At 63.2% G+C, this 17,989-nt stretch carries 17 protein-coding genes; 13 read left to right on the plus strand and 4 right to left on the minus strand.

Going from position 1 to position 17,989, the window contains the following annotated elements; genetic code table 11:
- Positions 1–22: 22 nt before the first annotated feature.
- Genes F4X08_07030 through F4X08_07060 form a run of 7 tightly spaced genes read left to right on the plus strand, consistent with a single transcriptional unit; the run spans position 23 to position 7,453 of the window.
- Entirely contained in the window at positions 23–1,048 is a 1,026-nt protein-coding gene (locus tag F4X08_07030; GenBank protein MYD25550.1) for a thiamine pyrophosphate-dependent dehydrogenase E1 component subunit alpha, read from the plus strand.
- 22 nt (positions 1,049–1,070) lie between these two features.
- Complete coding sequence (locus F4X08_07035) at positions 1,071–2,051, plus strand: alpha-ketoacid dehydrogenase subunit beta (protein ID MYD25551.1); 981 nt, start codon at positions 1,071–1,073, stop codon at positions 2,049–2,051.
- Positions 2,052–2,106: 55 nt separating this feature from the next.
- On the plus strand, positions 2,107–3,417 hold the full coding sequence (locus F4X08_07040; GenBank protein ID MYD25552.1) for a 2-oxo acid dehydrogenase subunit E2: 1,311 nt from the start codon (positions 2,107–2,109) through the stop codon (positions 3,415–3,417).
- A gap of 15 nt (positions 3,418–3,432) precedes the next feature.
- Positions 3,433–4,251, plus strand: a complete 819-nt coding sequence (locus F4X08_07045) for a DUF72 domain-containing protein (protein ID MYD25553.1) — start codon at positions 3,433–3,435, stop codon at positions 4,249–4,251.
- 1 nt (position 4,252) lies between these two features.
- A complete protein-coding gene (locus F4X08_07050) occupies positions 4,253–5,659 on the plus strand; it encodes an extracellular solute-binding protein (protein ID MYD25554.1) in 1,407 nt (468 codons plus the stop codon).
- 44 nt (positions 5,660–5,703) lie between these two features.
- Positions 5,704–6,588 (plus strand): sugar ABC transporter permease, encoded by an 885-nt coding sequence (locus tag F4X08_07055; GenBank protein ID MYD25555.1) that lies wholly within the window; start codon positions 5,704–5,706, stop codon positions 6,586–6,588.
- Positions 6,589–6,643: 55 nt separating this feature from the next.
- Complete coding sequence (locus F4X08_07060) at positions 6,644–7,453, plus strand: carbohydrate ABC transporter permease (GenBank protein MYD25556.1); 810 nt, start codon at positions 6,644–6,646, stop codon at positions 7,451–7,453.
- An 8-nt stretch (positions 7,454–7,461) separates the two neighbouring features.
- On the opposite strand, the gene F4X08_07065 is transcribed toward F4X08_07060, so the two are convergent.
- Complete coding sequence (locus F4X08_07065; GenBank protein MYD25557.1) at positions 7,462–8,076, minus strand: GNAT family N-acetyltransferase; 615 nt, start codon at positions 8,074–8,076, stop codon at positions 7,462–7,464.
- A gap of 536 nt (positions 8,077–8,612) precedes the next feature.
- Between F4X08_07065 and F4X08_07070 the strand changes: the two genes are divergently transcribed.
- The 5 genes from F4X08_07070 to F4X08_07090 all read left to right on the plus strand — a co-directional run bounded on the left by F4X08_07070 (position 8,613) and on the right by F4X08_07090 (position 13,073).
- A complete protein-coding gene (locus F4X08_07070; GenBank protein ID MYD25558.1) occupies positions 8,613–8,960 on the plus strand; it encodes a hypothetical protein in 348 nt (115 codons plus the stop codon).
- Between the two features lie 88 nt (positions 8,961–9,048).
- Positions 9,049–10,023: a Gfo/Idh/MocA family oxidoreductase gene (locus F4X08_07075; protein ID MYD25559.1), complete on the plus strand. Its 975-nt coding sequence runs from the start codon at positions 9,049–9,051 to the stop codon at positions 10,021–10,023.
- Positions 10,024–10,055: 32 nt separating this feature from the next.
- Positions 10,056–11,306, plus strand: a complete 1,251-nt coding sequence (locus tag F4X08_07080) for a tyrosine--tRNA ligase (GenBank protein ID MYD25560.1) — start codon at positions 10,056–10,058, stop codon at positions 11,304–11,306.
- A 9-nt stretch (positions 11,307–11,315) separates the two neighbouring features.
- Positions 11,316–12,170 carry a sugar phosphate isomerase/epimerase gene (locus tag F4X08_07085; GenBank protein ID MYD25561.1) on the plus strand — a complete coding sequence of 285 codons (855 nt, stop codon included), beginning with the start codon at positions 11,316–11,318 and terminating at the stop codon, positions 12,168–12,170.
- Positions 12,171–12,230: 60 nt separating this feature from the next.
- Positions 12,231–13,073, plus strand: coding sequence for a histidinol-phosphatase (locus F4X08_07090; GenBank protein ID MYD25562.1), 843 nt, complete (start codon positions 12,231–12,233; stop codon positions 13,071–13,073).
- Here the strand turns inward: F4X08_07090 and F4X08_07095 are convergent.
- Both F4X08_07095 and F4X08_07100 read right to left on the minus strand, forming a co-directional pair.
- Positions 13,070–14,647, minus strand: a complete 1,578-nt coding sequence (locus tag F4X08_07095; GenBank protein ID MYD25563.1) for a thiamine pyrophosphate-binding protein — start codon at positions 14,645–14,647, stop codon at positions 13,070–13,072. The genes F4X08_07090 and F4X08_07095 overlap by 4 nt on opposite strands.
- 63 nt (positions 14,648–14,710) lie before the next feature.
- Entirely contained in the window at positions 14,711–16,111 is a 1,401-nt protein-coding gene (locus F4X08_07100) for an amino acid permease (protein ID MYD25564.1), read from the minus strand.
- A gap of 193 nt (positions 16,112–16,304) precedes the next feature.
- Between F4X08_07100 and F4X08_07105 the strand changes: the two genes are divergently transcribed.
- Positions 16,305–16,886 carry an AAA family ATPase gene (locus tag F4X08_07105; GenBank protein ID MYD25565.1) on the plus strand — a complete coding sequence of 194 codons (582 nt, stop codon included), beginning with the start codon at positions 16,305–16,307 and terminating at the stop codon, positions 16,884–16,886.
- A 51-nt stretch (positions 16,887–16,937) separates the two neighbouring features.
- Here the strand turns inward: F4X08_07105 and F4X08_07110 are convergent, their stop codons facing one another.
- Positions 16,938–17,969 carry a Gfo/Idh/MocA family oxidoreductase gene (locus F4X08_07110; protein ID MYD25566.1) on the minus strand — a complete coding sequence of 344 codons (1,032 nt, stop codon included), beginning with the start codon at positions 17,967–17,969 and terminating at the stop codon, positions 16,938–16,940.
- Positions 17,970–17,989 lie beyond the last annotated feature (20 nt).

Genomic DNA, 17,989 nt, shown 5'->3' on the forward strand with positions numbered 1-17,989 from the left:
CACACCGCACCCTGGAGGCGTTATGAACGTTGAGACCGCCCCCGCCCTGTCCGACCCCGACCTTGCAGCGTCCGACCTGGACGATCTCGGCCTCGGCCGGGAAGACTACCGAACTCTCTACCATACCATGCGCCTTCAACGGGAATTCGAAGAGCGTGTATACCGTCTCTTCCGGCAGGGCCGGCTCGTGGGCGCGGCCTACGCCGGCGCGGGACACGAGGCCATCGCCGCGGGAAGCGCTTACGCCCTGGGAGACGCGGACATCCTGGTCCCCATGCACCGGGTGATCGGGGCTCATTTCCTACGCGGGCACACCGCGCGGGACATGATGTGCCAGTACCTGGGCCGGGCCAACGGACCGACCGCCGGCAAAGACGGCAACATGCACTGCGGCAACTGGGACCACCACATCGTCGGGATGATCAGCCACCTCGGCGCGAACATACCCGTGGCCGCGGGCGTGGCGCTGGCCAGCAAGATCCGCGGCGGCGGGGCGGTCTCCCTGACCTACATCGGCGAAGGCGGCTCGAGCATCGGCGATTTCCACGAAGGACTCAACTTCGCGGCCGTGCACCGGCTGCCCATGGTGCTGATCGTCGAGAACAACAAGTTCGCCTACTCCACGCCCACCCGTTACGAGTACGCCTGCGAACACATCGTGGACCGGGCCCGGGGTTACGGCATCGCCGGCGCGCTGGTGGACGGCACGGATGTCCGCGCCGTGTACAAGGCGACGCGGGACGCCGTGGATCTCGCACGGGAGGGGGGCGGTCCGACCCTGATCGAAGCCCGCTGCACCCGGCTGCTCGGCCACGCCCAGCACGACGACGCCTTCTATGTCCCCAAGGACATCATGGAGGACGGGTGGAACAACGATCCGGTCACGAAGGCCGAGAACCTCCTGCTGGAAAGGAAGTACTTCACCCGCGAGGAGATCGACGGGATCCAGGTAGAAGTCAAGGGCATCGTCGACGACGCGGTCGATTACGCGGAACAGAGTCCCCTGCCCGAACCCGAAGAAGCGCTCCAGGGCGTCTACGCGGACTGATGTCCCCAACAGGAACCTGCCCATGCCGCCCGTAACCTACCTTGAAGCCATTTCGTCCGGACTCCGCGAAGAAATGGAACGGGATGAAAGCGTCTTCTGCCTCGGCGAGGATATCGGCGTCTATGGCGGGGCCTTCAAGATCACGAAGGGGTTCCTGGACGATTTCGGTGAGGACCGCGTGATCGACGCGCCCGTCGCCGAATCCGTGATCATCGGCGCGGCCATGGGCGCGGCGCTCATGGGCATGCGGCCCGTGGCCGAAATGCAGTTCGCCGACTTCATCACCTGCGGGTTCAACCAACTGGTCAACAACGTGGCCAAGACCCACTACCGCTGGGGCGCCGCGGTACCCCTCGTGGTGCGGTGCCCCTCGGGGGCCATCGGCAATGCCGGTCCCTTCCATTCCCAAAACCCTGAGGCCTGGTTCTGCAAAGTGCCCGGCCTCAAGGTCGTAGCGCCGGCCACGACCTACGACGCGAAAGGCCTGCTCAAGTCTTCGATCCGCGACAACAACCCGGTACTGTACTTCGAGCACAAGGGCCTGTACCGGTTTCCCCGGATCCGGGAAGAAATACCTGAAGAGGACTATACCGTACCCATCGGCAAGGCGGCAGTCCGCCGGGAGGGTGTCGACGCGACGATCGTAACTTACGGCAAGATGGTTTTTCACAGCCTGGACGCCGCGGAAACGCTGGCCGGCGAGGGGGTCGAGACGGAAGTGATCGATCTGAGGTCGCTGCTGCCCTACGACAAGCAGGCCATCCTCGAGTCCGTCCGGAAGACGAACCGGCTCCTGGTCGTCCATGAAGATACGCTGACCGGCGGCTTCGGCGGTGAAATCGCCGCGGTGGTGGCCGAGGAAGCCTTCGAGCATCTCGACGCGCCGGTCCGCAGGCTGGCGGCCATCGACACGCCCGTCCCCTTCAGTCCGCCGCTGGAGGAATACTTCCTGCCGAACACGGAGAAGGTGACCGCGGCCCTGAGAGAGCTACTGGCCTACTGACCGTCAGGCACGCATCGTTCGGTACCTATCGTCAGGCACTGAGAGGAAACGCTAAGTGAACATCGTTATGCCCAGGCTCGGCGAAAGCGTGGAAGAAGGAACGGTCATCCGCTGGCTGAAGAAAGTCGGCGATCCGATTGAGCGCGACGAGTCCGTGGTGGAGATCACCACCGATAAGATCGACACGGACATCCCTGCCATCGCGGGCGGCGTGCTGAGCGAGATCCGGGTGGCCGAGGGAACGACCGTGGCCATCGGAGAAGTCATCGGTGTCATCGATACGGGGGATGACGATGCCGACGGACCGGGCGGACCAGGCGGACCGGGTGAAACCGAGGCAGCCGAGCAGGCCGGTGATTCCGGTGGAGAAGTAGAGACAATTGAGGCTGATGAACTGACTCAGGCCGCGGAGGCTGGCGACGGCGGGCCATTGAAGCGCCGGCGTTCCGAGCGGTTTTACTCCCCCCTCGTGCTGCGCATCGCCCGGGAAGAGCGTATAGACATGGCCACGCTCGAGTCTCTGGAAGGAACCGGCAAGGGCGGCCGGTTGACCCGGGACGACCTGCTTTCCTACCTGGAACGGCGCGCGTCGCGCATTCCCGAAGCGGCCGCGGAACAGGAAGACGAATCGGAATTCGTATCGGTTTCCCGTCCGGCCGGCACCGAAGAAGCCCGTGTCGTGAACCTGGACACCCTGCGCAAGACCATCGCCAAGCACATGGTCCTCAGCAAGCAGGTGTCCCCCCACGTGACCTCCGTGTCGGAAGTCGACATGACCCACGTCGTCCGCTACCGGGACGAGGCCAGGGAGCGGTTCCAGCAGAAGACCGGCATCCGGCTGACGCTGACCCCGTTCTTCATCACCGCCATCGTCGACGCCCTGCGGGCGAACCCCATGCTGAACGCCACGATGGACGGCGACCGGGTGTTGCAGTGGAAGCACGTGAACATGGGGTTGGCAGTCGGATTGGAAAAAGGCGTCGTCGTACCGGTGATCCGCCACGCGGACGAGATGGACTTCTCGGAAATCGCCGCGGCGGCCCACGACCTGGCCAAGCGGGCCCATGACCGCAAGCTGACCCCGGACGACCTGCAGGGCAGCACGTTCACCCTGACGAACCCGGGCATGTGGGCCACCCTTTTCGGCACGCCGATCATCAACCAGCCCGAGGCGGGCATCATCGCCACCGGAAGCGTCAAGAAGCAGGTCGTCGTGCAGGCGGACGATTCACTGGCCATCCGGTCCATGATGTTCCTGAGCCTGTCCTTCGACCACCGGTTCATCGACGGCCTCAACGCGGCCCGGTTCATCCGGGACATCACGCAGAACCTGGAGTCCTTCGATACCGACCGGGTCGGGGTCTGACCCGGCGGCCCGGAAATGACGCCCGAACCCGGCTTCCTGCATATCGGCACGATGGGATGGACCTACAGGGACTGGCTTGGATCCTTCTACCCCCGCGACGCCGACCGCAAAGTCCTCCTGCAGCACTACGCCCGGGTCTTTGACGCCCTCGAAATAGACAGTACCTTCCACTTCATCCCCAGGCCGGAGGTGGTGACGTCCTGGCACGACCGCACCCCGGGGACGTTCCGCTTCACGGCCAAACTTCCCGGCGAGATCACCCATGAAAGGGGCCTGGTCGACACGGAGGACCTGTTGACCCCGTTCCTGGCCAGCATGGCCCTCCTGGGGGAGCGTCTCGGCTGCGTGCTCGTTCAGCTTCCTCCCGGATTCCGGTGCAACAAAGAGACGTTCAGCCGGGTGGGATCATTCCTGAAACTGTTGCCCGCCAGCGACTTCCGCTTCGCCTTCGAGTTCAGGCACGGGTCATGGATCAAGGCGGAGGTGTTCGACCTGCTCCGGACGCACGGCGTGGCCTGGACCATGCAGGACCATCCCAGAATCATGCCGATCGTGCCCGAGATCACCGCGGATTTCACCTATATCCGATGGATGGGCAATACGGAGGACCCGCGCATCGGCCACTTCCGGGAATCCGTCGTGGACCGCACCCAGGAGCTCATCAAGTGGGCGGAACGGCTGAAGCGCGACATCCTCCCCCGGGTCGACACGCTGTACGGGTTTTTCAACAACTACTATTCCGGTCATTCACCCACGGACTGCAACCGGATGAAAAGGCTGCTCGGACTGGACACGGCCGCCCCCGATTTCGACCGTCAGTTGAGCCTGTTCTGAAATGGGTTGCGCCATGGGAAAATCACTCGTGATCGGATCGATCCTGCTGGCATTGTGCGCCTGCGCGGCGGACGCTCCGCTGGACGAAGACGAGATAAGGCTCACGCTCTGGACCCAGGACTACTGGGTCGGCGTCACCGGCCACGAACTGGACGGCGTCCCGCTGGATGACCCGCGGCGGGCGCAGTACACCGTCAAGGACTGGTACAACAAGGTCGCTCACGACTTCAAGGCCTTGTATCCGAACCGGAAGATCCGCATCCACATCGAAACGCTCGACTGGACCAGCGGGTTTCAGAAGATCGACATCGCCGTGGCTTCCGGACGGCCGCCCGACGTCCTGATCAGCACGTCGGGCATCGCACTCAAGTACGCACGTTTCGGGCTCCTGGAAGCCTTCGACGAATATCTCTCCGAAGAAGACATCAAGGATTTCGGATCCTTCTACGGATTCAGCGAGTATGAAGGCAAACACTACTTCCTGCCCTTTATCGGCGGCAACCGGTACATGGTGGCGAATCTGGAGATCTTCCGGGAACGGGACGCGGTGCATCTGCTCCCGAGCGAGGGAGACCGGCTCTGGACCTATGATCAATTCCTCGCCGCCGCCCGCGCGACGACCTTCGACCGCGACGGCGGGGTCGACGTATATGGCTTCGCCATGCCCTTCCAGCGGAATTCACCGCAGCAGGACCAGATGCCGTTCTTCTGGGGGCACGGCGCGCGGCAGTTCAACGACAGCGGCGACAGCCTGGTGATCAACAGCGAGGTGGGAGTGAAGGCCCTTCAGTTCATGGTGGACCTGGAACACGTGCACGGCGTAGTTCCAAAGGGCTCCGCGGGACTGCGCAACAACGACGTGACCGATCTGTGGAACGCGGGACGGCTCGCCATGCGCCAGGCCCATCACGGTACCCGGCGTGCCCATGAGCGCGCGCTGGAGACCGGCGTGATCGAGGAGGGGATCATCGAGCTTTATCCCATGATGTACCCGTCCCTGCCCGGTACCGATCCCGGCGCGTTCGTCGTGGCCGACTCTCCGTGTGTATTCAAGCAGGAAAATGAAGAAAAACGGGAACTCTCCATTGCCCTGGCGAAGTTCCTGACCAACACCCGCCACGAACGGGAAGCGGCCTACGCCCTGTCCACCCTGCCGACCCGGTATTCCGCACTGGACGTCTGGGCAGGCGATCCCTTCCAGCAGTACGTCCTGCGCGTGGCGCGTTACGGCACGAAGGACGCCATACAGGGATACGGCATTCCCCTGGTAAACATGACCCTGAGCGCCTTCCAGGCCGCCATGTCCCGGCAGGCCACGCCCAGGAAAGCGCTCGACGACCTGGCCAGGCGGGGTAACCGGTTCATTCGCAGAGACATCGAACGCCGCCTGCGCGCCGGGGCGGAGTAAGCGCCGGAGTAAGCGCGGAGTAAGCGCCGGAGGGTCCCATCGTCTTGAGCCTCACCCGAACGATCTTCAAGGAACGCTGGGCCTACCTGTTCCTCCTCCTGCCCCTCCTGCTTTTCGCGGTCTTCAACATGCTGCCCATGGCCGCGACGATCTTCCTCGGTTTCGCCGACTACTTTCCAGGGGGACAACCGGTCTGGACCGGCCTCGAAAACTACGCTTACGCGCTGTCGGACGACCTGTTCTGGAAGGCGTTGGGCATCACGGTCCTGTATACCTGCGGAGTGGTGCCTGCCAGCCTGCTGATCTCGCTGTTCCTGGCCTACGTCATCTTCGGTCTGAAATACGCCTGGGCCCAGGTCATCTTCAAATCGGCGTTCTATCTCCCGGTGGTGACGTCCGGGGCGATCCTCTCCCTGGTCTGGCTCTGGCTGTTCAACCCGGCCCGGGGCCTGCTCAACTACGTGCTGTCCTTCGCGGGGCTGGGACCCTACCTGTGGACCAGCGATCCCCAGATGGCCCTGCCTTCGCTGATGTTCATGGCGATCATGGGCGGGCACGGCGCAGCCATCGTGCTGCTGACCGCCGCCATGGGCGGCATCCCGGCCAGCTACTACGAGGCGGCGCGTCTGGACGGGGCCGGTCCGTGGCGACAGTACTGGAAGATCACCCTGCCTCTGCTCCGTCCGACGGTGCTCTACCTGCTCGTAACCAGCACGATCGCCTCCTTCCAGGTATTTACCCAGGTACTCATGATGACGGGAGGCGGCCCGGATTACGCGACGACCACGCTGGTCTATCTGATCTACACAGACGCCTTCGAATACTTCGATTTCGGGAAGGCCGCCGCCGAAGCGACGCTGCTTTCCCTCAGCCTGGCCGGTATCGCCGTACTGCAGTACAAGTGGCTGGCCAGCGACGTGGAATATTGATACGAATCGCCAGAACCCCACGTCTTCAGAACCAGGACGGCCAAGTTACAAGGATATGTTACAATACACTTTTAAGATCCTGCTCGCGCTTTTCGCCGTGCTGACGCTGATGCCGCTGTACTGGATCGTCGTTACCGCGTTCCAGACCCCGTCGGTGGTCCTCGCCTTCCCGCCGAGCCTGGTACCGTCGCCCGCGTCGTGGATCAATTTCGCCCGCCTGTTCAATGGTTCCGAGATCGGCACCTGGATGGCCAATTCCCTCATCGTGACGGGCACGGTGACGGCATCCAACGTGCTCCTTGGCACGCTCGCCGGCTACACGCTGGCCAAGAAGGTCTTCCCGGGACGCCAGACGATCTTCTGGACGGTGATCAGCCTCATGTTCATCCCGAGCCAGCTGACCATCATCCCGCTCTACGCGCTGATCGTCCAACTGGACTGGATCAATACTTACCAGGCGCTCATCGTCCCGGCGCTGATCATGCCCTTTTCCATTTTCCTGATGAAACAGTTTCTGCAGACGCTGCCCACGGAACTCATCGAGGCCGCGCGCATGGATGGATGCGGGGAGTGGGGGGTGTTTCAGCGGGTGATCCTGCCGCTGGCGAAGCCCGGGATGGGCGTGCTGGCCATCTTCACCTTCATGGGCGTGTGGAACGACTTTCTGTGGCCGTTGATCGTGATCAACCAAAGCTCGATGCTGACCCTGCAGGTCGGGCTCAACTCTCTGCAGAACCAGTACTACACCGACTACGGCCTGCTCATGGCCGGGGCCGCGGTGTCGGCCCTGCCCATGATCGCCTTCTTTCTTGTCTTCCAGCCCTATTTCGTGCGGAGCATCACGATCGGTGCGATAAAGGGGTAGGTCCCGCGCTAGTCCAGGGCCGGGAAGTCTTCCTGGTCGCGCAGGGTGTAGGAAAGCAAGGCGAGGTCATGCACGCTTCCCTCGATGTCGCGGACCTGGCCGGGCAGGATGGCGCGCTGTACGAACCCCACGAGTTGCAGCAGGAGGATCGCGCCACGCTGGACGTCCACCATGCACTCGGCGTTGAGTTGCTCGATGGACCCGGTGTGAAGGGCTACGGCGATCAGTTCGTTGATCATATCGACGGCCAGCCCCTGGCGGCGGAAATCAGGGTGTACGACGAGGCGGAGCTTACCGATATGGCTTTTCCAGCCGCGGCGCTCGCGATGCAGCGAGACCTCGGCGACAATATCGCCCTCCACGATCGCCACGATGGGGATGACGACGTCCCAGTCGATATTGTTGCACCATCCCTGGATGATGCTCTTGTCGCGGATATCGTCCTTCAGGAAGATCCGGTCCTTGCGCGGGATCGACTGGAAGAAGGCGTACAGCGCTTCCACGTCGTCCGCTTCGAGCGGGCGGATCGTAACCTTGGTACCGTCCTTCAACGTCTCCTGTTTCGGATATTCCTGGGCCAGGATTTCATCCAGCATGGCGACTCCCTTCTGCTCTCGTGCCATCGCGTTGCCGAAAACAGCCAGCCGGCGGCGCTCGATTTGGATAGGATGTCTGAACGCCTGTACTTTTCACTGAAAGTTAGATCGAACGGTACCGGTTGTCAAGCGGGGTCTGGCAGTGTGCGTGCGGGGTCTGCGCGAGCCGTCCTGACGGGACCCGCAAGAGCTGTCCTGACGGGACCTGCGCGAACTGTGCGGGCGTGACGTTCGCAGGTGCGAATCATAGCGACGAATGAGCCGGCATGGCCGACCATGTGTAAATCTGAAAGTACTACTTGCAATTTGTACACGCGGGGCGCTTCGGAACCGACTCGAAGACCCGATCGGCCGGCAGGAAAACCGTGCGCGAACCGGCCAAAAACCGCTTGACATAAACGCTCCTTCCGCTTAGCCTGAATGCAGACCAACGCCACGATAAGATCCAGCTTTAGTTTCAGGTCGCAACACGTTCAGCAGGCCTGCCTGCGCTGCGTCCCTCATTCTTGTGCTGTCATACCGATTTGCAGGTATACGGCCCGTGGCCGGAGAGGAGCCTATCCATGAAGCTTACATTCACCGATCTCAACGATATGATACACGAGCTGAAGGAGAAAAGCGTCCAGTCGATCAGGGTGAATGAAGTGATTCGTGATGTACAGGTGATGATTCCGGATGAGTATCCCATGCCCATCAAAACCTTTTCGGTCTATATAACCGCCAGTATCGATGGAGAATGGAACGAGGATCTCGTGGCAGAATACGTGGAGCACGTCGGCTGCGTCGACGAGCTTGCGGGCGAAGAGGTCCTCGGCGATCTGCATCGGCGTACGGGCAACAAGGTGGAAATCCTGCGCGAGCTGCTGGCGGGCGAATTCCTGACCGTGGGTTCGGGCCGGTTCGAAGAATGAACGGTGCTGCATCGCATGCCGGTCCGGCAGGAGGAAGTCCCGCCCGGACCGGCGTTGACATTTCCATTCACATGAAAAGGAGTTCGACTTGAGCACCGATCCCGTCGGTTTCGGCGTGATAGGGCTTGGCATGGGGGCGGTACGCGCCCGTTTCATCAGCGAGACGGAAGGCGCACGGCTCGTGGCGGTGGCGGAACTCGACGAGGAGCGGGGCCGGAAAGCCGCGGCGGAGTACGGGATCGACTGGTACCGGGACTACCGCCGGCTGTTCGACCGCGACGATATCGACGTCATCACCGTGATGACGCCCAGCGGCACCCACGCGGACTTCGCCATCGCGGCCGCGGAGGCAGGCAAGCATGTCATCACCACCAAGCCCGTGGAGGTCAGCCTGGAACGGGCGGACCGGATGATCGCGGCCTGCCGCAAGGCCGGTGTGATCCTGGCCGTCGATTTCGAAGCGCGGTACATGGCCGACAACGTGCGCGTCAAGCAGGCCGTGGACGAAAGACGCCTCGGGCGGATGATCCTGGGCGAGGTACGGCTGAAGTGGTTCAGAAACGACGCCTACTACGAGGGCTGGCACGGCACGTGGGCGCTGGACGGCGGCGGGTCGCTGATCAACCAGTCCGTGCACCAGATCGACCTGCTGGGCTGGTACATGGGGGAGGTCGACCGCGTCCAGGGCCAGATCGGGGTGTTCAACCACGACATCGAATCCGAGGACCTCGGCATGGCCATGCTCCGGTTCAAGAGCGGCGCCGTCGGAACCATCCTTGGGACGACGACCTGTCCCGTCACCATCCCCGCGGGGGTGGAGCTGCACGGTACGCAGGGGCTGGTCATTACGGCCGGCAACAAGGTCGATACATGGCATGTTCCGGATGAATCGGCCGATGATCCGTTTCCCTACGAGGGCCCGCGCAACGTGATCGAGGACATGGTCGGCCTGGTCCGGCACGGCGGCACGCCCCGCATTACGGGCGAGGAAGCCAAGAAGTCCCTCGCGCTCATCCTCGCCATCTACGAATCTTCCCGGACGGGACAGGCCGTTTCCCTGTAATTCGGTGTCCCATTAATACGGAATCTCCCAGCATGTCCAGCGCATTCGACGTTTTGAAGGAACGGGGATTCGTCTCCCAGGTCACGAACGAAGAGGCCGTGGCCCGGGCCTTCGCAGACGAGACCGTCACCTGCTACATCGGGTTCGACCCGACGGGGCAGAGTCTGCACGTCGGCAATCTCGTCCAGATCATGATGCTGGCCCACGTGCAGCGCGGCGGCCACCGGTCCATCGCCCTGGTGGGCGGCGGCACGGCGATGATTCCCGATCCGAGCGGCAAGGACGCCCTGCGTCCGCAGCTCTCGACGGAGGACATCGATCAGAACATCCTCCGGATCAAGAAGCAACTGGGCAGCTACCTCGATTTCGAAGGCGGGCACGTGGGCCGGGCGGGCCGAGCGCTGATGGTGAACAACGCGGACTGGCTGCGCACGCTGAACTACATCACCTTCCTGCGGGAAATCGGAGAACATTTCAGCGTGAACCGGATGCTGACGGCCGAAGCCTATAAGCTGCGCATGGAGACGGGACTCACCTTCCTGGAATTCAACTACCAGATCCTCCAGGCCTACGACTTCCTCATGCTCTTCCGGGAATACGGCTGCACGATGCAGTTCGGGGGAGACGACCAGTGGGGCAACATCGTGGCCGGCGTGGACCTGATCCGGCGCAAGGAACGGGCGGCCGCGCAGGCGATTACCACGCCCCTGCTGACCCTTTCGGATGGCAAGAAGATGGGCAAGACGGCCGAAGGCGCCGTCTGGCTCGATCCCGATATGACCTCGCCCTACGACTTCTACCAGTTCTGGATCAACGTGGACGACCGGGACGTGGAAGGCCTCCTGGGCCATTTTACCTTCCTGCCCATGGAGCAGGTTCGGGAACTCGGCGCCCTCGAGGGCGAGAAGATCCGCCACGCCAAGTCGGTCCTGGCCTTCGAGACGACGAAGATCACCCACGGCGAGGAAGCGGCGTCCCAGGCTGAGCGCGGCGCGCGGAGCGTATTCGGAGGCGCGCAGGCGGGGGCGGAGGACGTGCCCACCGTGGAGATCGGCCGGGAACGCCTGGAGGCCGGCATCAACGTGGTCGACCTGTTCGTGGAAGCCGAACTGGGCAAGAGCAAGAGCGAAGTGCGCAGGCTGATCCAGCAGGGCGGCGCGTCCGTCAACGGCGAACGCGTGGCCGCCATCGACCGAATGCTCGATACGGGGGACCTCGACGACGAAGGTGTCCTGCTCCTGAGGGCCGGCAAGAAGCGGTTCCAGCGCGTCAAGACCGGGTAAGGCCGGGCCATGTTCAAGAACCTCAATCCTGGCATGATCGGCATTCATGCTTCCCTGGCCGAAGCGCTGGATATGGCCGCGCAGTACGGTTTCGACGGTGTCGATGTCAACCTGCCGGACGTGGCCGAACTGGTTCGGGAGACTTCAGCCGGAGAGGTCCGCGATCTTTTTGCGAGGGCGGGCTGCCGTCCCGGCAACTGGGGATTGCCGATCGAATGGCACGGTTCGGAACGGGATCAAGCGGTAGAACTGGCCCGGCTGCGCCGGTATGCCGGCCTGGCGCGGGACATCGGCGCATTGCGGACGACTGCCGTGGTCATGCCCTGGTCGGATGAACGGACCTTCGACGAGAACTACGCCTTCCACGTGGAGCGGCTGAAGCCCGTGGCGGAGATCCTCGGGGAGCACGATTGCCGGTTCGGCCTGGAGTTTATCGGCCCGGAAACGCTTCGTCGGGGCCGGAAGCATGCGTTCATCTATACCATGGGCGGCATGCTGGCGCTGTGCCGCGACCTTGGTCCGAGCGTGGGCCTACTGCTGGACCTGTGGCACTGGTATACGTCCCACGGCACCTGGGATGACCTCGCGCAGCTGGGCAACGGCGACGTGGTCAACGTGCACGTCAACGACGCGCCGGCCGGCGTCCCGGTGGACGATCAGATCGACAACCAGCGATGCCTGCCCGGCGAGACCGGCGTCCTCGACATAGCCCGGTTCCTCAAGGCGCTGGACGCCATGGGCTACGACGGACCGGTCACCGCCGAACCTTTCAGCGCGCGGGTGAACGCCAAGGCTCCGCAGGACGCCCTGCGGGAGACGTCCGAGGCCATGCATCGGGCATGGGCATCGGCCGGTATCGCATAGTCGCATATCCCGGCAGCCTGCCACCCTTCAATAACCGAAACAATCGAAACAGGTTCGAGAATGGCCTCAGCCCCCGAACGCGTTTCCGTCCACGGCGGCCACAGCGGTGAGTTCTGCGGACACGCGGAGGACTCGCTGGAGGAGATCGTACGGGCCTACATCGCCCATGGATACGCCTGGGTGGGCATCACCGAGCACATGCCGCCGGAGCGGGATGCATTGAGCTATCCCGATGAGCTGACCACCGGGTTGAACGCCGTCGATCAACAGGCGAGATTCGCCGAATACATGGCGGCCTGCAGACGGCTGCGGGACCAGTATGCGTCCGAAATCCGCATACTGGTAGCCTTCGAAACGGAGGCGTACAGCGGGTATGAAACCTGGGTACCCGCGATGAGGGAGGCGCACGAACCCGAATATATCGTGGGTTCCGTGCACCAGATCAACGATGAGTTGTTCGATGGATCGCCGGAATGGTACCGTGCCGCGGCGGATACAGTCGGAGGCGTGGATGAGTTGTACTGCGCGTACTTCGACCGACAGTACGAAATGATCACGAAGCTGCGTCCCGAGGTGATCGGCCACTTCGACCTGGTGCGGATCTTCGACCCCGATTACAGGGCGCGCCTCGTAAAGCCCTTCGTGTGGGACCGGGTCGTGCGCAACCTGGAAGCGATCCGTGATATCGGGTCGATCCTGGATTTCAACCTGGCCGCGCTGAAGAAAGGCCAGGCCGAGCCCTACGTCTCCCGGCCAGTACTCGAGCAGGCCCTGAAAATGGGAGTCGCCGTGGTACCCGGGGATGATTCCCACGGGGTAGGAAACGTCGACCGGCACTGGGACGAGGGTATCCGTTTCCTGCGGGAAGCGGGATGCGACCTGAACTGGAAGTGTCCTGCCTAGTACCTTCGCTCCCAGGGGCCGATCGGCACCTCGATCAAGGTCGGAGCGTCTGCCGTAACGGCCTCGCCCACGGCCGCCTCCAGCTGTGACGGGTCCGCGGCCAGAACCCCCCTTGCGCCATAGGCTTCGGCCAGTTTCACGAAATCCGGATTGTGGAGTTCGGTACCGATGACGCGGCCGTCGAACTCTTCCAACTGGGCCCGCAACACGTTGCCGTAGGCGTTGTCGTTGAACACGACGGTCACGACGTTGATGCCGTACTGCACGGCCGTGGCGAGTTCCTGGAGGTTGTAGAGGATGCCGCCGTCGCCGGAGACCACGACGACCGCGCGCTCGGGGCGTCCGATCTTGAGGCCGATGCCGACGGGGAACACGCTGCCGAGTGTGCCGTGGTGTGAGGAAGTCTGGTATCCCCTCGGGGACTGGGCATGGTAGTAGTTCCGGCCGTAATATCCCATCTGGTTCATCCCGCCCACGAAGATGCCGTCATCGGGAATCGCCGCGCGCATGGCGTCCATGAAAGCGCCCTGGGGCTGGAGTTGTTCCGCCGGACCGAAACGGTGGGCGTTGATCGCCTGGATGTCCTCGGTGACGTTGGGCCTCGGCGCGGACAGGCCGGCCAGGTTGTCGTACAGGACCTCCAGACTCAGTGCGGCTTCGCCCAGGATGCCGTGAGTATGGCTTCCGTCCTGGTTGATCTCGTCGGGGTCGTCGTCGATCCGGATCACCGTCTGTCCATCCAGTCGCGCGCTCAGGTCGGTCGCCGTGCCCACGGCAAGGATCACGTCGCATTCGTCCACCCGGTCCTTCAGCGGCCTGAACCGCGCCTCGAACATCCCCAGCGAAAGCGGATGCCGCGCCGGAAGGATGCCCTTACCGCTGCGGCTGCTGACGACCGGGCTGCCCAGGTGCTCGGCGATCTTCCGGACCAGCGGCGCGCCTTCCGACGCCCCGGCGCCGACCCAGATCAGGGGCCGTTTCGATTCCGCGAGCAGCCGGGCCGCGTGCGCCAGTCGGCCGGCGTCTCCCGCCGCGGGCGAGTACGCCGCCGCTTCCTGCAGGCGGACCTCCTCCTCGGCCCTGAAAACGTGGGGTCCGATCTCCAGGACGACGGGCCGTTTCCGCGGGGTGCTGAGCTGGCGGAACGCCTCCCGGACCAGGCCGGGGACGTCGCATGGCGATTCCGCACGACCCGCCCACTTCGAATAGGCGCCGTAGTCACCCAGGCTGTCGTGCCGGGGCCGGCCGGGTATGGACACGCCGTGGTGGTCTCCGGTGACCAGCAGTACGGGCGAGGATTGCGCGAAAGCGGTGGCCAGTCCAGCGGTGGTGTTGAAGAACCCGGGGCCTTCGACCGCGATACCCACGCCCGGCTTGCCGCTCACGCGGGCGTAGCCATCGGCGATGTAGCTGATCGCCTGTTCGTTCCGCGTGGTGATGTACCGCATGCCCTCCTGCCGGTAGATCGCGTCGATGGCTTCGTATTGGCCGGCGCCGGGCAGTCCGAAGACGACCTCGACGCCGTTGGCGTGCAGGGACCGGACGAGGGTCTCGCCGCCGTTCATGACGGGCATCGGTAACTCCTCTTTTCATTGATCTGTGTTTTAATCACTAACCTGAAGCCTGCAATCTGAAGTCTATGCACTGGCCGCCTGCCTGCGGAACCACAGCAGGTACACCGGCACGCCGAGGAGCAGGACGATAATGCCCGGCAGGGCGTCGCCGAAGCTGAAAACGACCGTCGATATGATGTATCCGAGGGATACCACGATAAAGAAGAGCGGTGTGACGGGGTAGCCCCACACCTTGAATGGTCGGGGTTCGTCAGGATACTTCCGGCGGAGGATGAACACGGCGATCACGGTCAACACGTAGAACACGAACAACACGTACATCACGGCCAGGACGATTTCCATGAAGTTCCCGACGAGGCTCCACGCCATGCCCAGGATGGTCAGGGTGGTGATCGTTCGCGACGGGGTCCGGAACCTGGGATGCACCCGGGTGAACCAGCCGAAGAAGAGGCGCTCACGGGCCATGCCGTAGGCGATGCGCGGCATGTACATGATGTTGGCGTTCAGGGTTCCGAAGGTGGCGACGATCACCGCCAGAGAGGTGAGCGATCCGCCGATCGGACCGATCAGCCTTTCCGCTACCTCGGCGGCGATCTGATTCGACCCGGCGATTTCGTCGATGCTCATGACGTAGAGGTATGCCCAGTTGACGGCCAGGTAGACCAGCATGCAGAGGCTCAGCCCGATGATGATGGCCAGGGGCAGTACGCGGCGAGGGTCCTTCACCTCACCGGCGACGTTGTTCGTGTTGTACCAGCCGTTGTACGAGAACAGGATGCCGACCATGGCCGTTCCCAGCGCACCGAAAAGACTCATCTCCCGGCCCGTGGCCGACGGCGTTGAGAAATGCTCCGCGGACCCGCCGACGATCAGGGCGAGGAACACCAGGCCCAGCAGGGCCGCGACCTTGGCGAAGGTGGACACATTGGATATGAACCCACCGAATCGCACGCCCGCATAATTGACGGCTCCGAGCAGGGCCAGGACGGCGAAGATCGCCAGGTGCTGGGTCGAGACCATTACCGGTCCAGCCTGCAGCAGCACGTGCTCCAGGGAGATATCCGGTACGAAGTAACCGAGGTACGAGGTGCAGATCATGGCGACGGCGGCCAGCGCGCCGGGACAGATCACGGCGGTTTCCGTCCACCCGTAGAGAAAGGACACGTAGGGGGGATAGGATTCCCGCAGGTACACGATGATGCCGCCCGTACGGGGCATCATGGCGCCCAGTTCGGCAAAGCACAGCGCACCCGAGAAGCAGAGCAGGCCGCCGATGACCCAGACCAGCAGGAACAGTTCAGGAGAGCCCAGTACGGCCGCGATGCCCGCGGGCGCGCCGAATATGCCGGATCCGATGATGCCGCCGACGATGATCGTCGTGGCCGCGACCAGGCCGAGATCCCGGGCCAGCTCGGTCTCGAGTTGAAATCGACTTCCGACGCGATCGGGTGATGATTCAGCCATGGCCTTCCTCCGTTGCCGTCACGCACGGTTATTCGGATCGTTTGTTAAAGTCGAAGAAACTTAAAACAAATTGGACGCGGGATGATCGTCAAGGACAATATACCCCGCGTACAACCGCTTTGACAGGGTCCCTGAAAAATGGTATATTCTGCCCGGTTTTCGTCTTCCTTCTCTGCAACCAGGCGGACCTGAAATGCACCTAATCGTCGCCATCGTAGGCATGACCGGATCGGGGAAATCGACGGCTGCCGAATGTCTGGTCGACCGGGGCTGGCGCCATATCCGTTTTGGCCAGGTGACCATCGACCGGCTCAGGGCGGAAGGCCGGGACGTGAATCCGGAGAACGAGAAGGAGATGCGGGAAGGGTTGCGGCGCGAACACGGGATGGGCGCCTTCGCGCTGCTTTCGCTGCCCGCCATCGAGGAAGGGCTGAAACACGGCCACGTGGTGATCGACGGGCTGTATTCGTGGTCGGAACACAAGATCCTGAAGGAGACCTTCGGCGACCGCATCCACGTGGTGGCCGTGGTCTCTTCGCCGAAGACCCGCTACCGCAGGCTGGAGCACCGGACCCACGACGCGCGGACGGACCCCCAGTTCCGGATGCGTCCCCTCACGGCGGACGAGGCGCGAAAGCGGGACCACGCGGAGATCGAGAACATCGAGAAGGGCGGCCCCATCGCCATGGCGGACTTCACCGTCGTCAACGAATCGGCCCCGGAGGACCTGATCGACGCCGTCCTGGCCTACGTGGATCGCGTCACTTCAACGTAACAGGCCTTCCGCCTAACACTCACCCGCGGGAGACCCCTCTCCTACAGGGGCTTACAATGGCAGGGCGATGGCCTTGCCCTCCGACATGCTCCGGGTTACGGCCTCGGTGAATTCCATGTACTTGACCCCGACGTCGAAGGGCGTGTGGGACACCTTCTCGAGGCCGCGTATGGCATTGATGAATTCCTCTTCCACCCGCCATTCCCCGTGGTCCTCGGACCGGATCTCGATTTCGGACAGGGCGTCGTCGCCCCGGCGGGCTCCGTAGAGCTTGCTGTCGCCCATGCGGATCGTGCCCTCGCTGCCGTAAATCGTGGCTTCGCTTTCGTTGGCCAAGCCCTGGACGGTCGAAATCTTGACATAGGCCGACGCGCCGCAGATCATGTCCATCACGATGTCGATATGCTCCGGCACCCTGACGGCGCGCATCACGCCCGTTTCGGCGTCGCGGCGCATCTTCGTGAAGGTCTTGCCCTGGGCGAAAACCGAAAGCGGATCCCCGACCCAGCGCCGCATGGCCTCGTACCAGATGCCCATGGTCATGATGTTCATGCCGCTGTAGTCCGTGTTCTGTCGCCAATGCATGGGACCGTCGCTGTCGATGAATTCGCTGCCGGAGGAGCGGAGTTCCACGCTGAGGATCTCGCCCACGTACCCTTCCGCGATCAGGCGCTGGATGGTCTTGTCTGCCCACAGCGTCATGGGGGAAGGCACGATCTGGGCGACGAGGTCCGGGTTGTTCTGCGCGGCGTCGTGCATGAGCTGGGCCTCTTCGTAGTTCATGGCCATACGCGCTTCGCAAAGGATGTGCTTGCCGTTCGCCAGGGCCGCCATGCTCGTGGCGCAGTGAAGATAGGGCCAGGTCCCCACGACGATGGCGTCCGTATCTTCGGCCTCGATCAGCTCGGTCCACGTTTCGTAGGTCTTCGGAATGACGAACTGCTTCGCCACCCGCTCCGACGACGCCCGGCTTCGGTTGCACACGCTGACGATCTTCACGCCTTCAATGGCCTGCAGCTTCGGTATGTGCATGGTCACGGTATTGGTGCCGGCGCCGACCACGCCTACCCGGATGGTATCCATTCGTTTCCCCTTTTGGTCTG

Source organism: Gemmatimonadota bacterium, assembly GCA_009841265.1.
In the GTDB taxonomy this organism is placed as follows: Bacteria; JAAXHH01; JAAXHH01; order JAAXHH01; family JAAXHH01; genus JAAXHH01.

Excerpts from the sequence above, each read along its gene's own strand:
- F4X08_07070 (MYD25558.1), top strand. The coding sequence starts at position 8,613 with ATGAAGCTTACATTCACCGATCTCAACGATATGATACACGAGCTGAAG.
- F4X08_07090 (MYD25562.1), top strand. The coding sequence starts at position 12,231 with ATGGCCTCAGCCCCCGAACGCGTTTCCGTCCACGGCGGCCACAGCGGT.
- F4X08_07050 (MYD25554.1), top strand. The coding sequence starts at position 4,253 with ATGGGTTGCGCCATGGGAAAATCACTCGTGATCGGATCGATCCTGCTG.
- F4X08_07080 (MYD25560.1), top strand. The coding sequence starts at position 10,056 with ATGTCCAGCGCATTCGACGTTTTGAAGGAACGGGGATTCGTCTCCCAG.
- F4X08_07110 (MYD25566.1), bottom strand. The coding sequence starts at position 17,969 with ATGGATACCATCCGGGTAGGCGTGGTCGGCGCCGGCACCAATACCGTG.
- F4X08_07105 (MYD25565.1), top strand. The coding sequence starts at position 16,305 with ATGCACCTAATCGTCGCCATCGTAGGCATGACCGGATCGGGGAAATCG.
- F4X08_07035 (MYD25551.1), top strand. The coding sequence starts at position 1,071 with ATGCCGCCCGTAACCTACCTTGAAGCCATTTCGTCCGGACTCCGCGAA.
- F4X08_07100 (MYD25564.1), bottom strand. The coding sequence starts at position 16,111 with ATGGCTGAATCATCACCCGATCGCGTCGGAAGTCGATTTCAACTCGAG.
- F4X08_07060 (MYD25556.1), top strand. The coding sequence starts at position 6,644 with ATGTTACAATACACTTTTAAGATCCTGCTCGCGCTTTTCGCCGTGCTG.
- F4X08_07065 (MYD25557.1), bottom strand. The coding sequence starts at position 8,076 with ATGGCACGAGAGCAGAAGGGAGTCGCCATGCTGGATGAAATCCTGGCC.
- F4X08_07085 (MYD25561.1), top strand. The coding sequence starts at position 11,316 with ATGTTCAAGAACCTCAATCCTGGCATGATCGGCATTCATGCTTCCCTG.
- F4X08_07030 (MYD25550.1), top strand. The coding sequence starts at position 23 with ATGAACGTTGAGACCGCCCCCGCCCTGTCCGACCCCGACCTTGCAGCG.
- F4X08_07095 (MYD25563.1), bottom strand. The coding sequence starts at position 14,647 with ATGCCCGTCATGAACGGCGGCGAGACCCTCGTCCGGTCCCTGCACGCC.
- F4X08_07045 (MYD25553.1), top strand. The coding sequence starts at position 3,433 with ATGACGCCCGAACCCGGCTTCCTGCATATCGGCACGATGGGATGGACC.